The organism is Burkholderia sp. BE12 (assembly GCF_002959955.1).
Taxonomy (GTDB): Bacteria; Pseudomonadota; Gammaproteobacteria; order Burkholderiales; family Burkholderiaceae; genus Burkholderia.
This window is the reverse complement of record NZ_PREY01000010.1, coordinates 177,978-190,642: the sequence shown is the minus strand read 5'-3', so window position 1 is coordinate 190,642 and position 12,665 is coordinate 177,978. Positions and strand designations below refer to the sequence as shown.

Genomic DNA, 12,665 nt, shown 5'->3' with positions numbered 1-12,665 from the left:
GAGATCCAATGAAAAAACCGCGCTGCCGACGCGGGCTGAACCGTTGCACCGCCGGTGCCGGACGGCAGGCAGTCCCGCCGCCCGCGCCGCCGCGCACCGAAGACCTGATCCACGTCGATCCGTGCGGCGCCGGTTGCTTCGCTTCGTCCGCGAAGTCGGCTACACTTGAATCTCAATGTCGATCACCATCGTCTTGGAGATGCATGGTGCCAGCGGGATGCCGGCACGTCAATGGTGATCGCCATTGTGTTTTTCAATCGGCGCAATTGCCGGAATGAGGGAGGGATCGATGGGCGTATCCAGACAGCAGGCTGCCGAGAATCGCAGCACGATCGTCGCGGCTGCGGAGCGGCTGTTCCGCGTGCGCGGCGTCGATGCGGTGGGCTTGACGGAACTGATGAAGGAAGCCGGCTTCACGCAGGGCGGCTTCTACAACCACTTCAAGTCGAAAGACGCGCTGGTCGCCGAAGTCATGGAAAAGGCGATGGCCGACCGCGCGGATTCGCCGAACGCCGGCAGTCTCGACGCGCAGCTGGCGGCCTATCTGTCGCCCGCGCATCGCGACGACGTCGAGGCCGGGTGTCCGCTATCCGGCTTCGCGGGCGACGCGCCCCGGCTGACCGATACGGCGCGCGCATGCTACGCGCACGGGCTCGCCGCGTATCTCGATCGACTGGAACGGATGGTGGCGACCGACGGCGCCACGCCGGAGCAGACGCGCCGCGACGCGCTTGCGGTCTTCAGCCAGATGGTCGGTGCGCTCGTGCTGTCTCGCGCGATCGCAGGCAGCGATCCCGCGCTGGCCGACGAGATTCTGGACGCGGGGCGGGACGCGCTGATCGGCCGACGCGGCGATCCGGTGGCGTCGGCGTAACGGTGTAACGGCGCGCCCTTCGACGCGGCGGCGCCGTCCTCGCGCGCTATTCGATTGCCCGCGCGGCATCCCACAGCGGCTGCGTGCCGCGCGCCGCATTCCACGCGGCAAACTGCGTGCGCCACGATTCGAACGGCTGCGCGAGCGGATGGCGCGGATCGTCGCTGAGCGCATACGCCATTCCTTCGATCAGCCAGCGCGGCTTGGTCAGGACGGCGAGGTTGCCGAGCACTTCGGCCTGGCGGTGATGGATCAGCTCGTGCGCGAGAAAGTAGGTCTGCCAGCCGCGCGGTGCGATCACCACGCCGAAATCGCCGAGCGTCAGCGCCGCGCGCGTGCCGAGGCCGAACGCATCGGCGCACGTGCGCGTCGCGCAGAACACGACGCGCGGTGCCGCGCGAAACGCGCCGACGGCAGCCGCCGCGCGTGCGTAGCCGTCGCGATAGAGTTGCTGCGCGTCGCCGAGCTTCGCGACATCGTCCGTGCAGATGTCGGCGCTCGGGCACGACACGCCGGGAACCAGCGCGGGCGCGACGACGCGCAGCGGCTTGACGAGCGCGTACGCGGCAATCGGCAGCGCGACGAGCAGGCCCGTGAGGGCGAAAGCGACATGGGAGCGTTTCATCGAGGCGGCGGTTCGACGGATTCCGTCACGCGAGTTGTTTGTGGAAATACGTCGTCGCGCAGAGCGCGCCGTCGGGCATCAGCGCATAGTTCGGCACGACGCCGACGCGTTGCCAGCCGGCCCGCTCGTACAGCCGCTCGGCGTCGCCGCCCGTCACCGTGTCGAGCACGAGCACGGTCTTGCCGGCGTCGCGCGCGGCCGCGTCGGCCGCCGCCATCAGCCGCGCGGCGACGCCCTGCCGGCGCGCGTGCCGCGACACGAGCATCTTCGCGACGTCCGCGCGATGCGGCTGGTTCTCGGGCTGCACGGTCACGACCTGCACGGTGCCGACGATCCGGCCGGACGTATCCTCGGCGACGAGCAGGATGCGCTCGCCGTTCGCCACGCCCTCGGCCACGCGCGTCCAGAATGCGACGGCGGTCGGCCGCTCGATCGGCAACATGAAGCTGACGGATGCGCCGCCTTCGACGCAATCGATCAGCACGTCGGCCAGCGCATCGACACAGGCCATCGCTTCGCTCGCGCCGACGCGGCGCACGGTAACAGGTTCGGTCATGCCATCTCCGGGAGTCGGATGGGCCGCATGCACGGGTTCGGCACGGGCCGGAATCGGAACGAACGCCGGCCGGGTATCTAGGCTCGCGCGACGGCGGCAGGCGTGCGGCAACGCGACGCCCGATCGGCGCGTGTTACCGCCCCATCATCGTACGCGACGGAAATTTTCGTTGCATCGGTTTCGACATCGTCTACACTTAGCCAAATGGATAACATTCAGCCCGGCATCAGCGACGTGTTCCATGCCCTCGCCGATCCGACGCGCTGCGCGATCGTCAGCGCGCTCGGCCAGGGCGAGCGGACCGTCTCCGCGCTGGCCGCGCCGTTCGACATGGCGCTGCCGTCGTTCATGAAGCATGTCGCCGTGCTCGAGCGCAGCGGCCTCGTGGCGACCCGGAAAACCGGCCGCTCGCGCACCTGCGCGCTGGTCGGCAGCCGGCTGACCGAGGCCGAGGCATGGCTCGCCGCGCAGCGCGCGCAGTGGGAAGCGCGATCCGATCGTCTCGTCGAATTCGTCGAACGCCGTCACCAGGAGGAGCAAGATGTCAGCAAGCCGCGTCGAACCCGCTGAAGCCAACGATCTCGTCATCACGCGTACGTTGCGCGCGCCGCGCCATGCGCTGTGGCGCGCATGGACCGACCCCGAACTGCTGAAGGAATGGTGGTGCCCGAAGCCGTGGACCACCGAGGTACGCGCGTTCGACCTGCGGCCGGGCGGCGCTTTCCATACGTTCATGCGCGGCCCCGACGGCGGCACGAGCGACAACCCCGGCTGCTTCCTCGAAATCGTGCCGGAATCGCGCATCGCGTTCACGTCGATGCTCGCGGGCGGCTGGCGGCCGCAGGCGCCGTGGCTGGGCTTCACGGCGATCGTCACGATGGCCGACGACGACGCGGGCAGCCGCTACGAGGCGCGCGTGATGCATCCCGACGCCGCGACGCGCGAGCGCCACGAAGCGCTCGGTTTTTTCGAGGGCTGGAACACCTGCATCACGCAGCTCGACGCCTTCGCCGCCACCCTGCGCTGAACGCCGCTTCGCGTGCGGTCATTGCATGCCGCCGCGCCCGCGCCTAGGATTCCTGAAGGAAGCACGACGACACGCCGAGCACCGGCGTGCACCGTCGCGCGCGCTTCGCGGGAGGCAACATGTTGCATACGCACACGCATTCGACCCGGGTCAGCCGGCACCTGAACGCTCCGCGCGGGCGCGTCTATCGCGCGCTGCTCGACCCGCACGCCGTCGAACAGTGGAAGGTGCCCGACGGCATGACCTGCCGCGTGCATGCTTACGATGCACGCGAAGGCGGCGCGCTGCGCGTATCGCTGAGCTACGACGCGCCGTCGGCCGGCACCGGCAAGACCACCGCGCACACCGACACCTATCACGGCCGCTTCGTCACGCTGGTGCCGGACCAGCAGATCGTCGAGATCGATGTATTCGAAACCGACGACCCGATGCTGCGCGGCGCGATGACGATCACGATCACGCTGTCCGACGAAGCGGGCGGCACGCGCGTGGACGCCGTGCATGACGGCGTCCCGCCCGGCGTGCCGGTCGCCGACAACGAGACCGGCTGGCGGATGGCGCTGGCGCGGCTCGCGGCGCTGGTGGAAGCCGGATGACGCCGCGCAAGCGCGTCAACCGAGCCGGTACACCCGCGTAACCGTGCCGCGGAACAGCGCGTCGCGCTCGCCCGCGCCGGCCTGCGCGGTCAGTCGCTTGAACGCGTTCCAGCCGTTCACGAACGCATACGACCCCTTGTCGACCGGGAAATTGCTCTCGAACATGCAGCGCCCGGGGCCGAATGCGTCGATGCAGGTCATCATCCACGGCTTCCATGCGTCGGCAAGCTGCGCCGAAGACGGCGGCTTCGCGCCTTTCTCGAAATCGAACCCGTTGATGCGCATCCCGAGGCCGCCGACCTTCACGTATACGTTCGGCAATTGCGCGAGCGTGCGCATCGACGCCGACCAGCGCGCGAATACCTCTGCCCGCTTGTCCGCATAGCTGGCAATCCGCACGACGCCACCGCAGTGGTTGACGATGATCCGCGTGTCGGGGTTCGCTTTCGCGAGATCGAACAATTCGGGCAACTGCGGAAAGAACAGCCACGCGTCGTACGACAGCCCGAGCGGCGCAAGTTGCGCGACGCCGGCCCGGTACGCGGGATCGAGCAGCAGCCCGCGCGGCACCGCCGACAGCGGATTGGCGAGCGTCGGATCGGCATCCCACGTCGTCAGGTGCCGAATGCCGCGAAACCGCCCGCGGCCGGCTTCGAGATGCGCTTCCAGCACGTCGCGCACGCGCGCGCCGAGCCGCAGGTCCGCGTGACCGACGATGCCTTTCGCGACGGCCACGGGGCCGTTCTGCAGCGGCTCGGTCACGCCGGCGACATAGGCCGTTTCGCCCACCGGCTTCAGTTCCACCGGGCCTGAATCGCGATAGCGCGTCTGCGCCTGCATGTAGACGGACGCCTGGATGTTGTGGCCCGAGCGCGCATCCTGCAGATAGTCGTCGAGCATGTAGATCCAGCCCGGCCGCTCATAGAAGTGATGATGCGCGTCGACGATCGGCAGGTCGGGCTCGAGCGCGGGTTCGAGCGCCGACGCGAGCCAGTCGGGGCGGACCGCGAGGTAGTTGCTTTGCGTCATCCGGGAAGCTCCGTCATGGGCCGGCGTGTCGGCGAACGCGGGCAGCGCGAGCGATGCGGCGGTCGCACCGATCAACCGGCGCCGTTTGATCGAAAAGGTCATGTCATTCGCTCCGGTCGAACGCGTACAGCGACAGCGTGAGCAGTGTCGTGACCGCCAGGACGATCGCGAGGCCGAGCATCCCGGCCGTGAACGTGCCGAAACCGTCCTTCAGGTAGCCGACGAGATAGGGGCCCGCGAATCCGCCGAGCGCGCCGATCGAATTGATCAGCGCCAGCCCGCCGGCCGCGGCCTGGCCGGACAGGAAGCGCGACGGCAGCGTGTAGAAGATCGTGCGGCCGGCAATCGTGCCGATCAGCGCGAGCGTGATGCCGACGAGCGCCGGGCCGAGGGTCAGGAAATGCGTCGACACGCCGAGCGCCACCGCGCCGATGAACAATCCGATCGCCAGGTTCGCGATCGGGCCGCCGCGACGGTCCACCCGTTTCGCCCACCCCAGCAGCGCGACCGTCGCGAAGAAGTACGGCACTGCGGACAACCAGCCCGTCTGCATCGTCGACATCCCGTGCGCCTTCAGCATTTGCGGCAGCCAGATGCCGATTCCGTACGAGCCCATCGTGAAGCCGAACGAAATCAGCGCAAGCACGTACACGCGCACGTCGCGCAGCGCCACGCCGAAGCGCTTCTTGCGGCCGGCGGCGCCATCGCGCTCGAACGCGCGTTGCAGCGCGGCACGCTCGTCGTCCGACAGCCATGTCGCATGCTCCGGGGAATCGGACAACAGCTTCAGTACGAGGAAACCGAGCGCGCACGCAGGCAGCCCTTCGACGATGAACATCCACTTCCAGCCGGCGAGCCCGAGCACGCCGTCGAGCTGCAGCAGCCAGGTCGAGAGCGGGCCGCCGACCAGCGACGACAGCGGCGTCGACACGGTGAACCACGCCAGCACGCGCGTGCGATAGCTCGCGGGAAACCACACGGCGAGGAAGAAGATCACACCGGGAAAGAATCCGGCTTCCCCGATGCCGAGCAGCAGCCGGATCGCGTAGAAGCTGGTCGGCCCGGTCGCGAGCGCGGTCGCGGCCGCCATCAGCCCCCACGTGATCATGATGCGGGCGAGCCAGCGGCGCGCACCGAAGCGGTACAGCGCGAGATTGCTCGGCACTTCGAACACGCAATAGCCGGCAAACATGATCCCCGCGCCCCAGCCGAACTGCGTCGCGGTCAGCCCGAGATCGCGGTTCATCGTGAGCGCCGCGAATCCGACGCTCGTGCGATCCAGATAGTTGAAGAAATACGCGAGCGCGAGCAGCGGGATGAAGCGCCACGCGGCCTTGCGCACGGCGCGTTGCTCGATCGCCGCGTCGGTCTCGCGATCGGCGGCCAGCGCCGGGGAAGCGGATGTCATGGTTGTCTCCGTGGATGCGGCGATCCTCCCCGCGCGGTGCGCGGCCGGGACGCCTTTGTTCGTTCGATGAATCGCGGCCGCGCTACGCGCTCGCCACTTCGTTCGCCGAAGGCGCGCCGCCCGGCCCGTCGCCGTGCGCGGCGGCGTCCGCGCCGTACCGCCCCGCGACGACGCCGGCATCGATCAGCGCACGCGCATCGTCCGGCGTGTAGCCGAGTTCGCCGAGCAGCGCGCACGTGTCCTGGCCGAGCGCGGGCGGCGCCGAGCGCAGCCGCAGGCGCTCGCCTGCGAGCGTCAGCGGCAACAGCGCCGTGCGCGTGTCGACCGGCCGGCCGGCGCTGCTCGCGTCGGCCGGCAGCGTCACGGCTTCGAGGCCGCCCGTGGCAAGCAGATGCGGATCGTCGAACAGGTCCTGCGGCTTCGTGATCGGTGCGTACGGCAGGCCGGTCGACTCGAAGATCGCGCCGATCTCCGCGGCCGAGTACGGCGCAAGCCGCGAACGCAGTTCGGGCAGCAGCCATTCGCGCGCCTGGACGCGCAGGTTGTTGGTCGCGAGGCGCGGATCCTCCTTCAGCGCAGTCAGGCCGAACGCGTCGCAGAACAGCACCCACTGCGTGTCCGACACGACCGCAAGAAAAATCTGTTCGTCGTCCTTGACGGAGAACACGTCGTAGACGGCCCACGCGGAAATCCGGCTCGGCATCGGCGACGCGGCCTGCCCCGTCACCGCGAACTGCATCATGTGCTGCGCGACGAGGAACACGTTGTTCTCGAACAGCGCGCTCTGCACCTGCTGGCCGCGCCCCGTGCGCTCGCGCTGCGCGAGCGCGGCCATCGCACCGATCGCGCCGAACATGCCGCCCATGATGTCGTTCACGCTCGCGCCCGCGCGCAGCGGTCGCCCTTCCGGGCCCGTCATGTAGGCCAGGCCGCCCATCATCTGCACGACCTCGTCGAGCGCGGTGCGATGCTCGTACGGCCCCGGCAGGAAACCCTTGTGCGACACGTACACGAGGCGCGGATTGAGCGCGTCCAGCGCCGGATAGCCGAGACCGAGCCGGTCCATCGTGCCGCTCTTGAAGTTCTCGCTGAAGACGTCCGCCGTCGCGACGAGCCGCAGCACGATCTCCAGCCCGCGCGGATCCTTCACGTCGACCGCGAGGCTTTTCTTGTTGCGGTTGAACATCCCGAAGAAGCCCGCGCCGGAGCCGCGCAGCGCCCGCGTGCCGTCGCCCGCGATCGGCTCGATCTTGATCACTTCCGCGCCGAGGTCCGCGAGCAGCATGCCGCACGTCGGGCCCATCACCATGTGCGTCATCTCGATCACGCGCACGCCCGCATACGGCAGCGCGGAGGCCGATTGCCGATCGTTCATCGTGCGGCTCCCGGCAGACATCCTTCCGGTTGCACGGCGGACGGAGCGCGGCCATCCGCATAGCGGAACCCCTTCGGCAACCCCGCGTCGGACACGTGGCCGTATAGCGCCTCGGACGGCAGCGCCGCATGCAGGATCGCGCGCGCGGCGAGCAGCGCGTCGACGTCGACGCCCGTGTCGTATCCCATCGCTTCGAGCAGGAACACGAGATCCTCGGTGACGATGTTGCCGGTCGCGCCCGGCGCGTACGGGCAGCCGCCAAGGCCGCCCTGGCTGGCGTCGATCGTCGTCACGCCAGCATCGAGCGCCGCAACGACGTTCGCGAGCCCCTGGCCGCGCGTGTTGTGGAAATGCGCGCCGCCGGCCTTGTCGCCGACTTCGCGCCGCAGGCGCGTGAACAGCCGGCGCACCTGTACGGGGTTCGCATAACCGCTGGTATCGGACAGGCCGATCTCGTCGACACCGCATTCAGCCATCGCCACCGCCATCGCGATCGTCTCGTCATCGCTGACGGCGCCCGCAATCGTGCAACCGAACGCAACCGACACCCCCGCCTCGATCTGCACTGACGGAAACCGTGCGTCGCGCAGCGCGACGATCGCGCGCACCTCGTCGATCATCTGCGCGGGCGTCTTGCGAATGTTCGCCAGCGAGTGCGCTTCCGTCACCGAGACCGGCAGCGTCAGCTTGTGCACGCCCGCGTCGAATGCGCCCTCGGCGCCGCGCAGGTTCGGCGCGAGCGCGGCGACGTGCAGCCCGGGAATCGCCAGCGCGTGCGCCACGACTTCACGTACGTCGGCCATCTGCGGCAACAGTCTGGCCGGCACGAACGACCCGACCTCGATCTCGCGCAGGCCGGCCGCGGCCAGCGCGGTGATCCAGCGCAGCTTGCCGGCCGTCGGCATCACGGCCTCGATGCTCTGCAGCCCGTCGCGCGGCCCGACCTCGCTGACCAGCACCTTCGGATGTTCGGAACCCTTCATTCGACGCCTCATCGTTCTATCTGAAAGAATATCGTTCTGTTTGACAGAACTTTAGGCGCGCGTTGAAGATGCGGTAAGCGGGGTATACCCGTGAAATTGCGTTTTTCTGGAACTTGAGTTCTGCCAGATAGAACGATATAGTCGATCGACCGTTATCCGAAGGAAGCACGTAGTGCCGACGAATCCAGCAAATCAGGCCGGCGACGCATCCGATCCGGCGACCGAAGAAGCGTCCAGCGGCGTCGCGGTGCTCGACCGCGCGTTCGCGATCCTCCGGGCGTTCGGCCAGACCGACGACCGGCTGTCGCTCGCCGAATTGTCGCGCCGCACCGGGCTATACAAGAGCACGATCCTGCGCCTGCTCGCCGCGCTCGAGCATGGCGGATTCATGCGCAAGCTCGATGACGGCCAGTACGCGATCGGGCACGAGCCGTTGCGGCTCGCGGCGTTGTACCAGCGTTCGTTCCGCGTCGGCCCGGTGGTCGAGCCGCTACTCGAGACGCTGAGCCGCGAACTCGGGGAAACGGCATCGTTCTATGTGCGCCAGGGCGACGTGCGCTCCGTGCTCTATCGCGTCGAGCCCGCGCGGGCGGTGCGCGTATCGATCCGCGTCGGCGAGGAGTTTCCGGTCGCACAGGGCGCATCGGGGAAGGTGCTACTGGCCTTCACCGACACGCAGGACGCCCGCTGGAACGACGTGCGCGAACAGCTGTGGGCCGCGTCGTACGGCGAGCGCGATCCGGAGACGGCATCGGCGTCCGTGCCCGTGTTCGGCGCGGCCGGCGAATGCGTCGGTGCGCTGACGGTGTCGGGCCCGAAATCGCGGCTCGCCGCCGCGCCGGCGATGACGGCGGCGCTCGCGATGCTGCTGCCGCTCGCGCAGAAGGCGACCGTCGCACTCGGCGGCACGGGCGCGCGCTACGACGCCGCCGCCGTGCGCGACAGCCTCGCGCGGCTCGCGTCGTCAGCGGACGACCCCGCCCAGTCGTAGGGAGCCGGTTGCATCCGGCAGGCGACACGGCAGCGCGAAAGGCAGCCGCATGCGACACTGGCCGCCGATGCACGCAGCGCGCCGTCCGCAGGCGACGCACCGCGCGTGCAACCGTCAACCGGCCCCGCACGAGGAGACACCCGCGATGAACGCCGCGCGTACCGCCACCTGGTATTTCGATTTCGTTTCGCCGTTCGCCTACCTGCAGCAGGAACAGTTCGACCGGTTGCCGCCCGCCGCCGCGTTCGAGCCGCGGCCGATCGTGCTCGGCGCGCTGCTCGCCCACTGGGGCCAGAAAGCGCCGGCGGAGATCGCGGCCAAACGCGTGTTCACCTATCGGCATGCGCAATATCGCGCGGACAAGCTCGGCATCGCGTTCCGGATGCCGCCCGCGCACCCGTTCAATCCGATCAAGCCGCTGCGCCTCGCGATCGCGATGGGCAGTTCGCCGGACGCGATCCGGCGGATCTTCCGGCACATCTGGCGCGACGGCCAGGACGTATCGACGCCGGCAGGCTTCGCCGCACTGTGCGAAGCCGTCGGCTTTCCGGAAGGCGTGACGGCCGTCGAGGCCCAGCCAGTCAAGGATGCATTGCGCGCGAACACGGATCGCGCGATCGCCGACGGCGTGTTCGGCGTGCCGACCTTCGCACTCGACGGCGACCTGTTCTGGGGCGAGGACGCGACCGACATGTTCGTGGACTGCGCGACGTCGCGCGCGTGGCTCGACTCGCCCGAAGTACGCCGCATCAGCGCGCTGCCCGAAGGGATCCGGCGCGGCTGACGGCGAGCCGCCACCGGGCGCCGCGGGTTTCAGCCGTCGCGCCCTTCGACGAGCGCCGGCACGGCCTCGCGCATCATCGCGGCGAACCGCACGAGCCGCGACGGATAGAACTGCGCATGCGGATAAGTCAGGTAGACGGGCAGCGGCGCGGCCTGCCAGTCGGGCGCGAGGTGCACGAGATCGCCGCGCGCGAGATCGTCGGCCAGCATCCACGACGATCCGACGCACGCGCCGACGCCCAGCAGCGCCGCGCTGCGCAGCGCATACAGGTTCGCGGTCGTGATGCGCGGGCGGATCGCGATGCGCCGCGTGTCGCCGGTGGCCGCATGCGTGAGCGCGAGCTCGGTACGGTAGTACGTGCGCAACGCGAGCCACGGCAGCGCGGCAAGCGCGTCCGGATCGGCCGGCACGTCGGCGCCGTTCAGCACCGACGGCGCGGCGACCACGAAGCGCGGCACCTTCGTCAGCCGGATCGCGACCACGCCCGGATCGGTGGGCTCGCCGACCTGGATCGCGCAATCGATGCCGCTGCCGACGAAATCACGCACCTCGTCCTGCAGCAGCCACTCGACCGACACGCGCGGATAGTCGCGCAGGAACTGCACGAGCGGCGCCACGAAACGCTGCTGCCCGAACGCGTGCGGCACCGCGACGCGCAGCAGCCCGTCCGGCTCCTCCTGCGCGCCACGCAAATCGGCCTCGAACGCCGCCCAGCTCGCCAGCAGCTCCTTCGCCCGCTTGAAGCAACGCTCGCCGTCGACGGTTAGCCGCATCGTATGGGTCGTGCGTTGCAGCAGCCGCATGCCGAGCGAACTTTCCAGCGCCTGCAGCCGCCGGCTGACGGTCGGCTGCGTCGTATGCAACTGCACGGCGGCCGCCGACAGGCTGCCGGCCTCGACTATGCGCACGAAGGTTTCCATCAGCTCGAAACGATAGCCGGCGCCGTCCACCGGCACCGTCTGAATGCGCCGAGACCCGCCAGCAGCGGGAGAGGGGGAAGATTTTTCGGTCATGCGTGTAGCGTATAACAAATCTGCGCCTGCCGGCACTACCGTCGCCGCCCGCGTACCGCCACACTCGCGTCCATCCCATTCTTCAACCGAGGATGTACGCGATGTCCACCCCGACCCGTCTCGACGCCACGCCCCGCGTGGCGCATGCCCCGGCCCATCCGGCCGCCCATTCGATGCCCGATCGCCGGCTCGTGCTGCTGCTCGCGGCCGCCGCCGGCCTCGGCGTTGCCCCGCTCTACTACGCGCAGCCGATGCTCGGCGCGCTCGCGCCCGATCTCGGCGCATCGGCGCGAGCGATCGGCTTCGTGCCGACGCTCACGCAGCTCGGCTATGCGCTCGGCATCCTGCTGCTCGCGCCGCTCGGCGACCGCTTCGACCGACGCCGCGTGATCGTGACCAAGGCCGCCGCGCTGGTCGTCGCGCTGCTGCTGGCCGCCGTCGCGCCGTCGCTCGGGCTGCTGCTCGCGGCGAGCTTCGCGATCGGCCTCGCGGCGACGATGGCGCAGGACGTCGTACCGGCCGCCGCGACGCTCGCCCACGACGCGCATCGCGGCCGCATCGTCGGCACGGTGATGACGGGGTTGCTGCTCGGCATCCTGCTGTCGCGCGTCGTGGCCGGACTCGTCGCCGAGACGGCCGGCTGGCGCGCGATGTTCGCGCTCGCGGCCGTCAGCGTCGCCGCGATCGGCGCCGTGGCCGCACGCGGGTTGCCGCGCTTCGAGCCGACCACGCGGCTGCCGTATCGCGCGCTGATCGGCTCGCTCGGCGCGCTGTGGCGCGACCATTCGGCACTGCGCCGCGCCGCCCTCGCGCAGGGGCTGCTGGCCATCGGTTTCAGCGCGTTCTGGTCGACGCTCGCGGTGATGCTGCACGGTGCGCCGTTCCACCTCGGCAGCGCGGCCGCCGGTGCGTTCGGCCTCGCGGGCGCCGCGGGCGCGCTGGCCGCCCCGATCGCCGGGCGGCTCGCCGACCACCACGGCCCCGAGCGTGTCACGCGGATCGGTATCGGCATCGCGACGGCGTCGTTCGCGTCGATGGCCGCTGCGCCGCTGATGTCGCCGCATGCGCAGCTCGTCCTGCTCGCGCTGGCGACGATCGGCTTCGATCTCGGCGTGCAGGCCACGCTGATCGCGCACCAGTCGATCGTCTACCGGATCGATCCCGCGTCGCGCAGCCGCCTCAACGCAGTGCTGTTCGTCGGCATGTTCATCGGGATGGCGGCCGGCGCCGCGCTCGGCAGTTTGTTGCTCGCGCAACTGGGCTGGAACGCGGTGACCGCGCTGGCCGTCGCGACGTCGCTGGCCGCGCTCGCCGTGCGGGTGTGGCGCAACTGAAGACGGGCATCGCGTCACGCCGGCGGGCAAGCCCACGAGGCTTGCCCGTTTTTTTATTTTTGATCGGCGC

The 12,665-nt window shown here is 69.6% G+C and carries 14 protein-coding genes; 7 read left to right on the top strand and 7 right to left on the bottom strand.

Annotated features, from left to right (window positions below; all coding sequences use genetic code 11):
* Positions 1 to 289: 289 nt before the first annotated feature.
* The gene (locus C4B30_RS13755) at positions 290 to 874 is read left to right on the top strand and encodes a TetR/AcrR family transcriptional regulator (RefSeq protein ID WP_027781632.1); all 585 of its coding nucleotides are present in this window, start codon (positions 290 to 292) and stop codon (positions 872 to 874) included.
* Positions 875 to 920: 46 nt separating this feature from the next.
* On the opposite strand, the gene C4B30_RS13750 is transcribed toward C4B30_RS13755, so the two are convergent.
* Together C4B30_RS13750 and C4B30_RS13745 are read right to left on the bottom strand one after the other, a co-directional pair.
* Positions 921 to 1,499, bottom strand: coding sequence for a hypothetical protein (locus C4B30_RS13750; RefSeq protein WP_105132600.1), 579 nt, complete (start codon positions 1,497 to 1,499; stop codon positions 921 to 923).
* A gap of 25 nt (positions 1,500 to 1,524) precedes the next feature.
* Positions 1,525 to 2,055: a GNAT family N-acetyltransferase gene (locus tag C4B30_RS13745; RefSeq protein ID WP_027781634.1), complete on the bottom strand. Its 531-nt coding sequence runs from the start codon at positions 2,053 to 2,055 to the stop codon at positions 1,525 to 1,527.
* A 204-nt stretch (positions 2,056 to 2,259) separates the two neighbouring features.
* Here C4B30_RS13745 and C4B30_RS13740 point away from each other — a divergent pair, with 204 nt between their 5' ends.
* From C4B30_RS13740 to C4B30_RS13730, 3 genes are all read left to right on the top strand, one after another.
* Positions 2,260 to 2,625 carry an ArsR/SmtB family transcription factor gene (locus C4B30_RS13740; RefSeq protein ID WP_027781635.1) on the top strand — a complete coding sequence of 122 codons (366 nt, stop codon included), beginning with the start codon at positions 2,260 to 2,262 and terminating at the stop codon, positions 2,623 to 2,625.
* The gene (locus tag C4B30_RS13735; protein ID WP_027781636.1) at positions 2,597 to 3,082 is read left to right on the top strand and encodes an SRPBCC family protein; all 486 of its coding nucleotides are present in this window, start codon (positions 2,597 to 2,599) and stop codon (positions 3,080 to 3,082) included. Before C4B30_RS13740 ends, C4B30_RS13735 begins: the two co-directional genes overlap by 29 nt.
* A gap of 119 nt (positions 3,083 to 3,201) precedes the next feature.
* Positions 3,202 to 3,678: an SRPBCC family protein gene (locus tag C4B30_RS13730; RefSeq protein WP_027781637.1), complete on the top strand. Its 477-nt coding sequence runs from the start codon at positions 3,202 to 3,204 to the stop codon at positions 3,676 to 3,678.
* A 15-nt stretch (positions 3,679 to 3,693) separates the two neighbouring features.
* Here C4B30_RS13730 and C4B30_RS13725 read toward each other — a convergent pair whose 3' ends face one another.
* From C4B30_RS13725 to C4B30_RS13710, 4 genes are all read right to left on the bottom strand, one after another.
* Positions 3,694 to 4,809, bottom strand: a complete 1,116-nt coding sequence (locus tag C4B30_RS13725) for an amidohydrolase family protein (RefSeq protein ID WP_027781638.1) — start codon at positions 4,807 to 4,809, stop codon at positions 3,694 to 3,696.
* A 1-nt stretch (position 4,810) separates the two neighbouring features.
* Positions 4,811 to 6,115, bottom strand: a complete 1,305-nt coding sequence (locus tag C4B30_RS13720; protein ID WP_027781639.1) for an MFS transporter — start codon at positions 6,113 to 6,115, stop codon at positions 4,811 to 4,813.
* 82 nt (positions 6,116 to 6,197) lie between these two features.
* The gene (locus tag C4B30_RS13715; RefSeq protein WP_027781640.1) at positions 6,198 to 7,490 is read right to left on the bottom strand and encodes a CaiB/BaiF CoA transferase family protein; all 1,293 of its coding nucleotides are present in this window, start codon (positions 7,488 to 7,490) and stop codon (positions 6,198 to 6,200) included.
* Complete coding sequence (locus C4B30_RS13710; RefSeq protein WP_027781641.1) at positions 7,487 to 8,473, bottom strand: hydroxymethylglutaryl-CoA lyase; 987 nt, start codon at positions 8,471 to 8,473, stop codon at positions 7,487 to 7,489. Before C4B30_RS13710 ends, C4B30_RS13715 begins: the two co-directional genes overlap by 4 nt.
* A gap of 172 nt (positions 8,474 to 8,645) precedes the next feature.
* Here C4B30_RS13710 and C4B30_RS13705 point away from each other — a divergent pair, with 172 nt between their 5' ends.
* Both C4B30_RS13705 and C4B30_RS13700 read left to right on the top strand, forming a co-directional pair.
* The gene (locus C4B30_RS13705; RefSeq protein WP_027781642.1) at positions 8,646 to 9,464 is read left to right on the top strand and encodes an IclR family transcriptional regulator; all 819 of its coding nucleotides are present in this window, start codon (positions 8,646 to 8,648) and stop codon (positions 9,462 to 9,464) included.
* A gap of 145 nt (positions 9,465 to 9,609) precedes the next feature.
* A complete protein-coding gene (locus C4B30_RS13700) occupies positions 9,610 to 10,248 on the top strand; it encodes a 2-hydroxychromene-2-carboxylate isomerase (protein WP_027781643.1) in 639 nt (212 codons plus the stop codon).
* Positions 10,249 to 10,277: 29 nt separating this feature from the next.
* On the opposite strand, the gene C4B30_RS13695 is transcribed toward C4B30_RS13700, so the two are convergent.
* Entirely contained in the window at positions 10,278 to 11,261 is a 984-nt protein-coding gene (locus C4B30_RS13695; protein ID WP_027781644.1) for a LysR family transcriptional regulator, read from the bottom strand.
* A gap of 101 nt (positions 11,262 to 11,362) precedes the next feature.
* Here C4B30_RS13695 and C4B30_RS13690 point away from each other — a divergent pair, with 101 nt between their 5' ends.
* Positions 11,363 to 12,595 (top strand): MFS transporter, encoded by a 1,233-nt coding sequence (locus C4B30_RS13690; protein ID WP_027781645.1) that lies wholly within the window; start codon positions 11,363 to 11,365, stop codon positions 12,593 to 12,595.
* Positions 12,596 to 12,665: the final 70 nt, after the last annotated feature.

Excerpts from the sequence above, each read along its gene's own strand:
- C4B30_RS13755 (WP_027781632.1), top strand. The coding sequence starts at position 290 with ATGGGCGTATCCAGACAGCAGGCTGCCGAGAATCGCAGCACGATCGTC.
- C4B30_RS13750 (WP_105132600.1), bottom strand. The coding sequence starts at position 1,499 with ATGAAACGCTCCCATGTCGCTTTCGCCCTCACGGGCCTGCTCGTCGCG.
- C4B30_RS13745 (WP_027781634.1), bottom strand. The coding sequence starts at position 2,055 with ATGACCGAACCTGTTACCGTGCGCCGCGTCGGCGCGAGCGAAGCGATG.
- C4B30_RS13740 (WP_027781635.1), top strand. The coding sequence starts at position 2,260 with ATGGATAACATTCAGCCCGGCATCAGCGACGTGTTCCATGCCCTCGCC.
- C4B30_RS13735 (WP_027781636.1), top strand. The coding sequence starts at position 2,597 with ATGTCAGCAAGCCGCGTCGAACCCGCTGAAGCCAACGATCTCGTCATC.
- C4B30_RS13730 (WP_027781637.1), top strand. The coding sequence starts at position 3,202 with ATGTTGCATACGCACACGCATTCGACCCGGGTCAGCCGGCACCTGAAC.
- C4B30_RS13725 (WP_027781638.1), bottom strand. The coding sequence starts at position 4,809 with ATGACCTTTTCGATCAAACGGCGCCGGTTGATCGGTGCGACCGCCGCA.
- C4B30_RS13720 (WP_027781639.1), bottom strand. The coding sequence starts at position 6,115 with ATGACATCCGCTTCCCCGGCGCTGGCCGCCGATCGCGAGACCGACGCG.
- C4B30_RS13715 (WP_027781640.1), bottom strand. The coding sequence starts at position 7,490 with ATGAACGATCGGCAATCGGCCTCCGCGCTGCCGTATGCGGGCGTGCGC.
- C4B30_RS13710 (WP_027781641.1), bottom strand. The coding sequence starts at position 8,473 with ATGAAGGGTTCCGAACATCCGAAGGTGCTGGTCAGCGAGGTCGGGCCG.
- C4B30_RS13700 (WP_027781643.1), top strand. The coding sequence starts at position 9,610 with ATGAACGCCGCGCGTACCGCCACCTGGTATTTCGATTTCGTTTCGCCG.
- C4B30_RS13695 (WP_027781644.1), bottom strand. The coding sequence starts at position 11,261 with ATGACCGAAAAATCTTCCCCCTCTCCCGCTGCTGGCGGGTCTCGGCGC.
- C4B30_RS13690 (WP_027781645.1), top strand. The coding sequence starts at position 11,363 with ATGTCCACCCCGACCCGTCTCGACGCCACGCCCCGCGTGGCGCATGCC.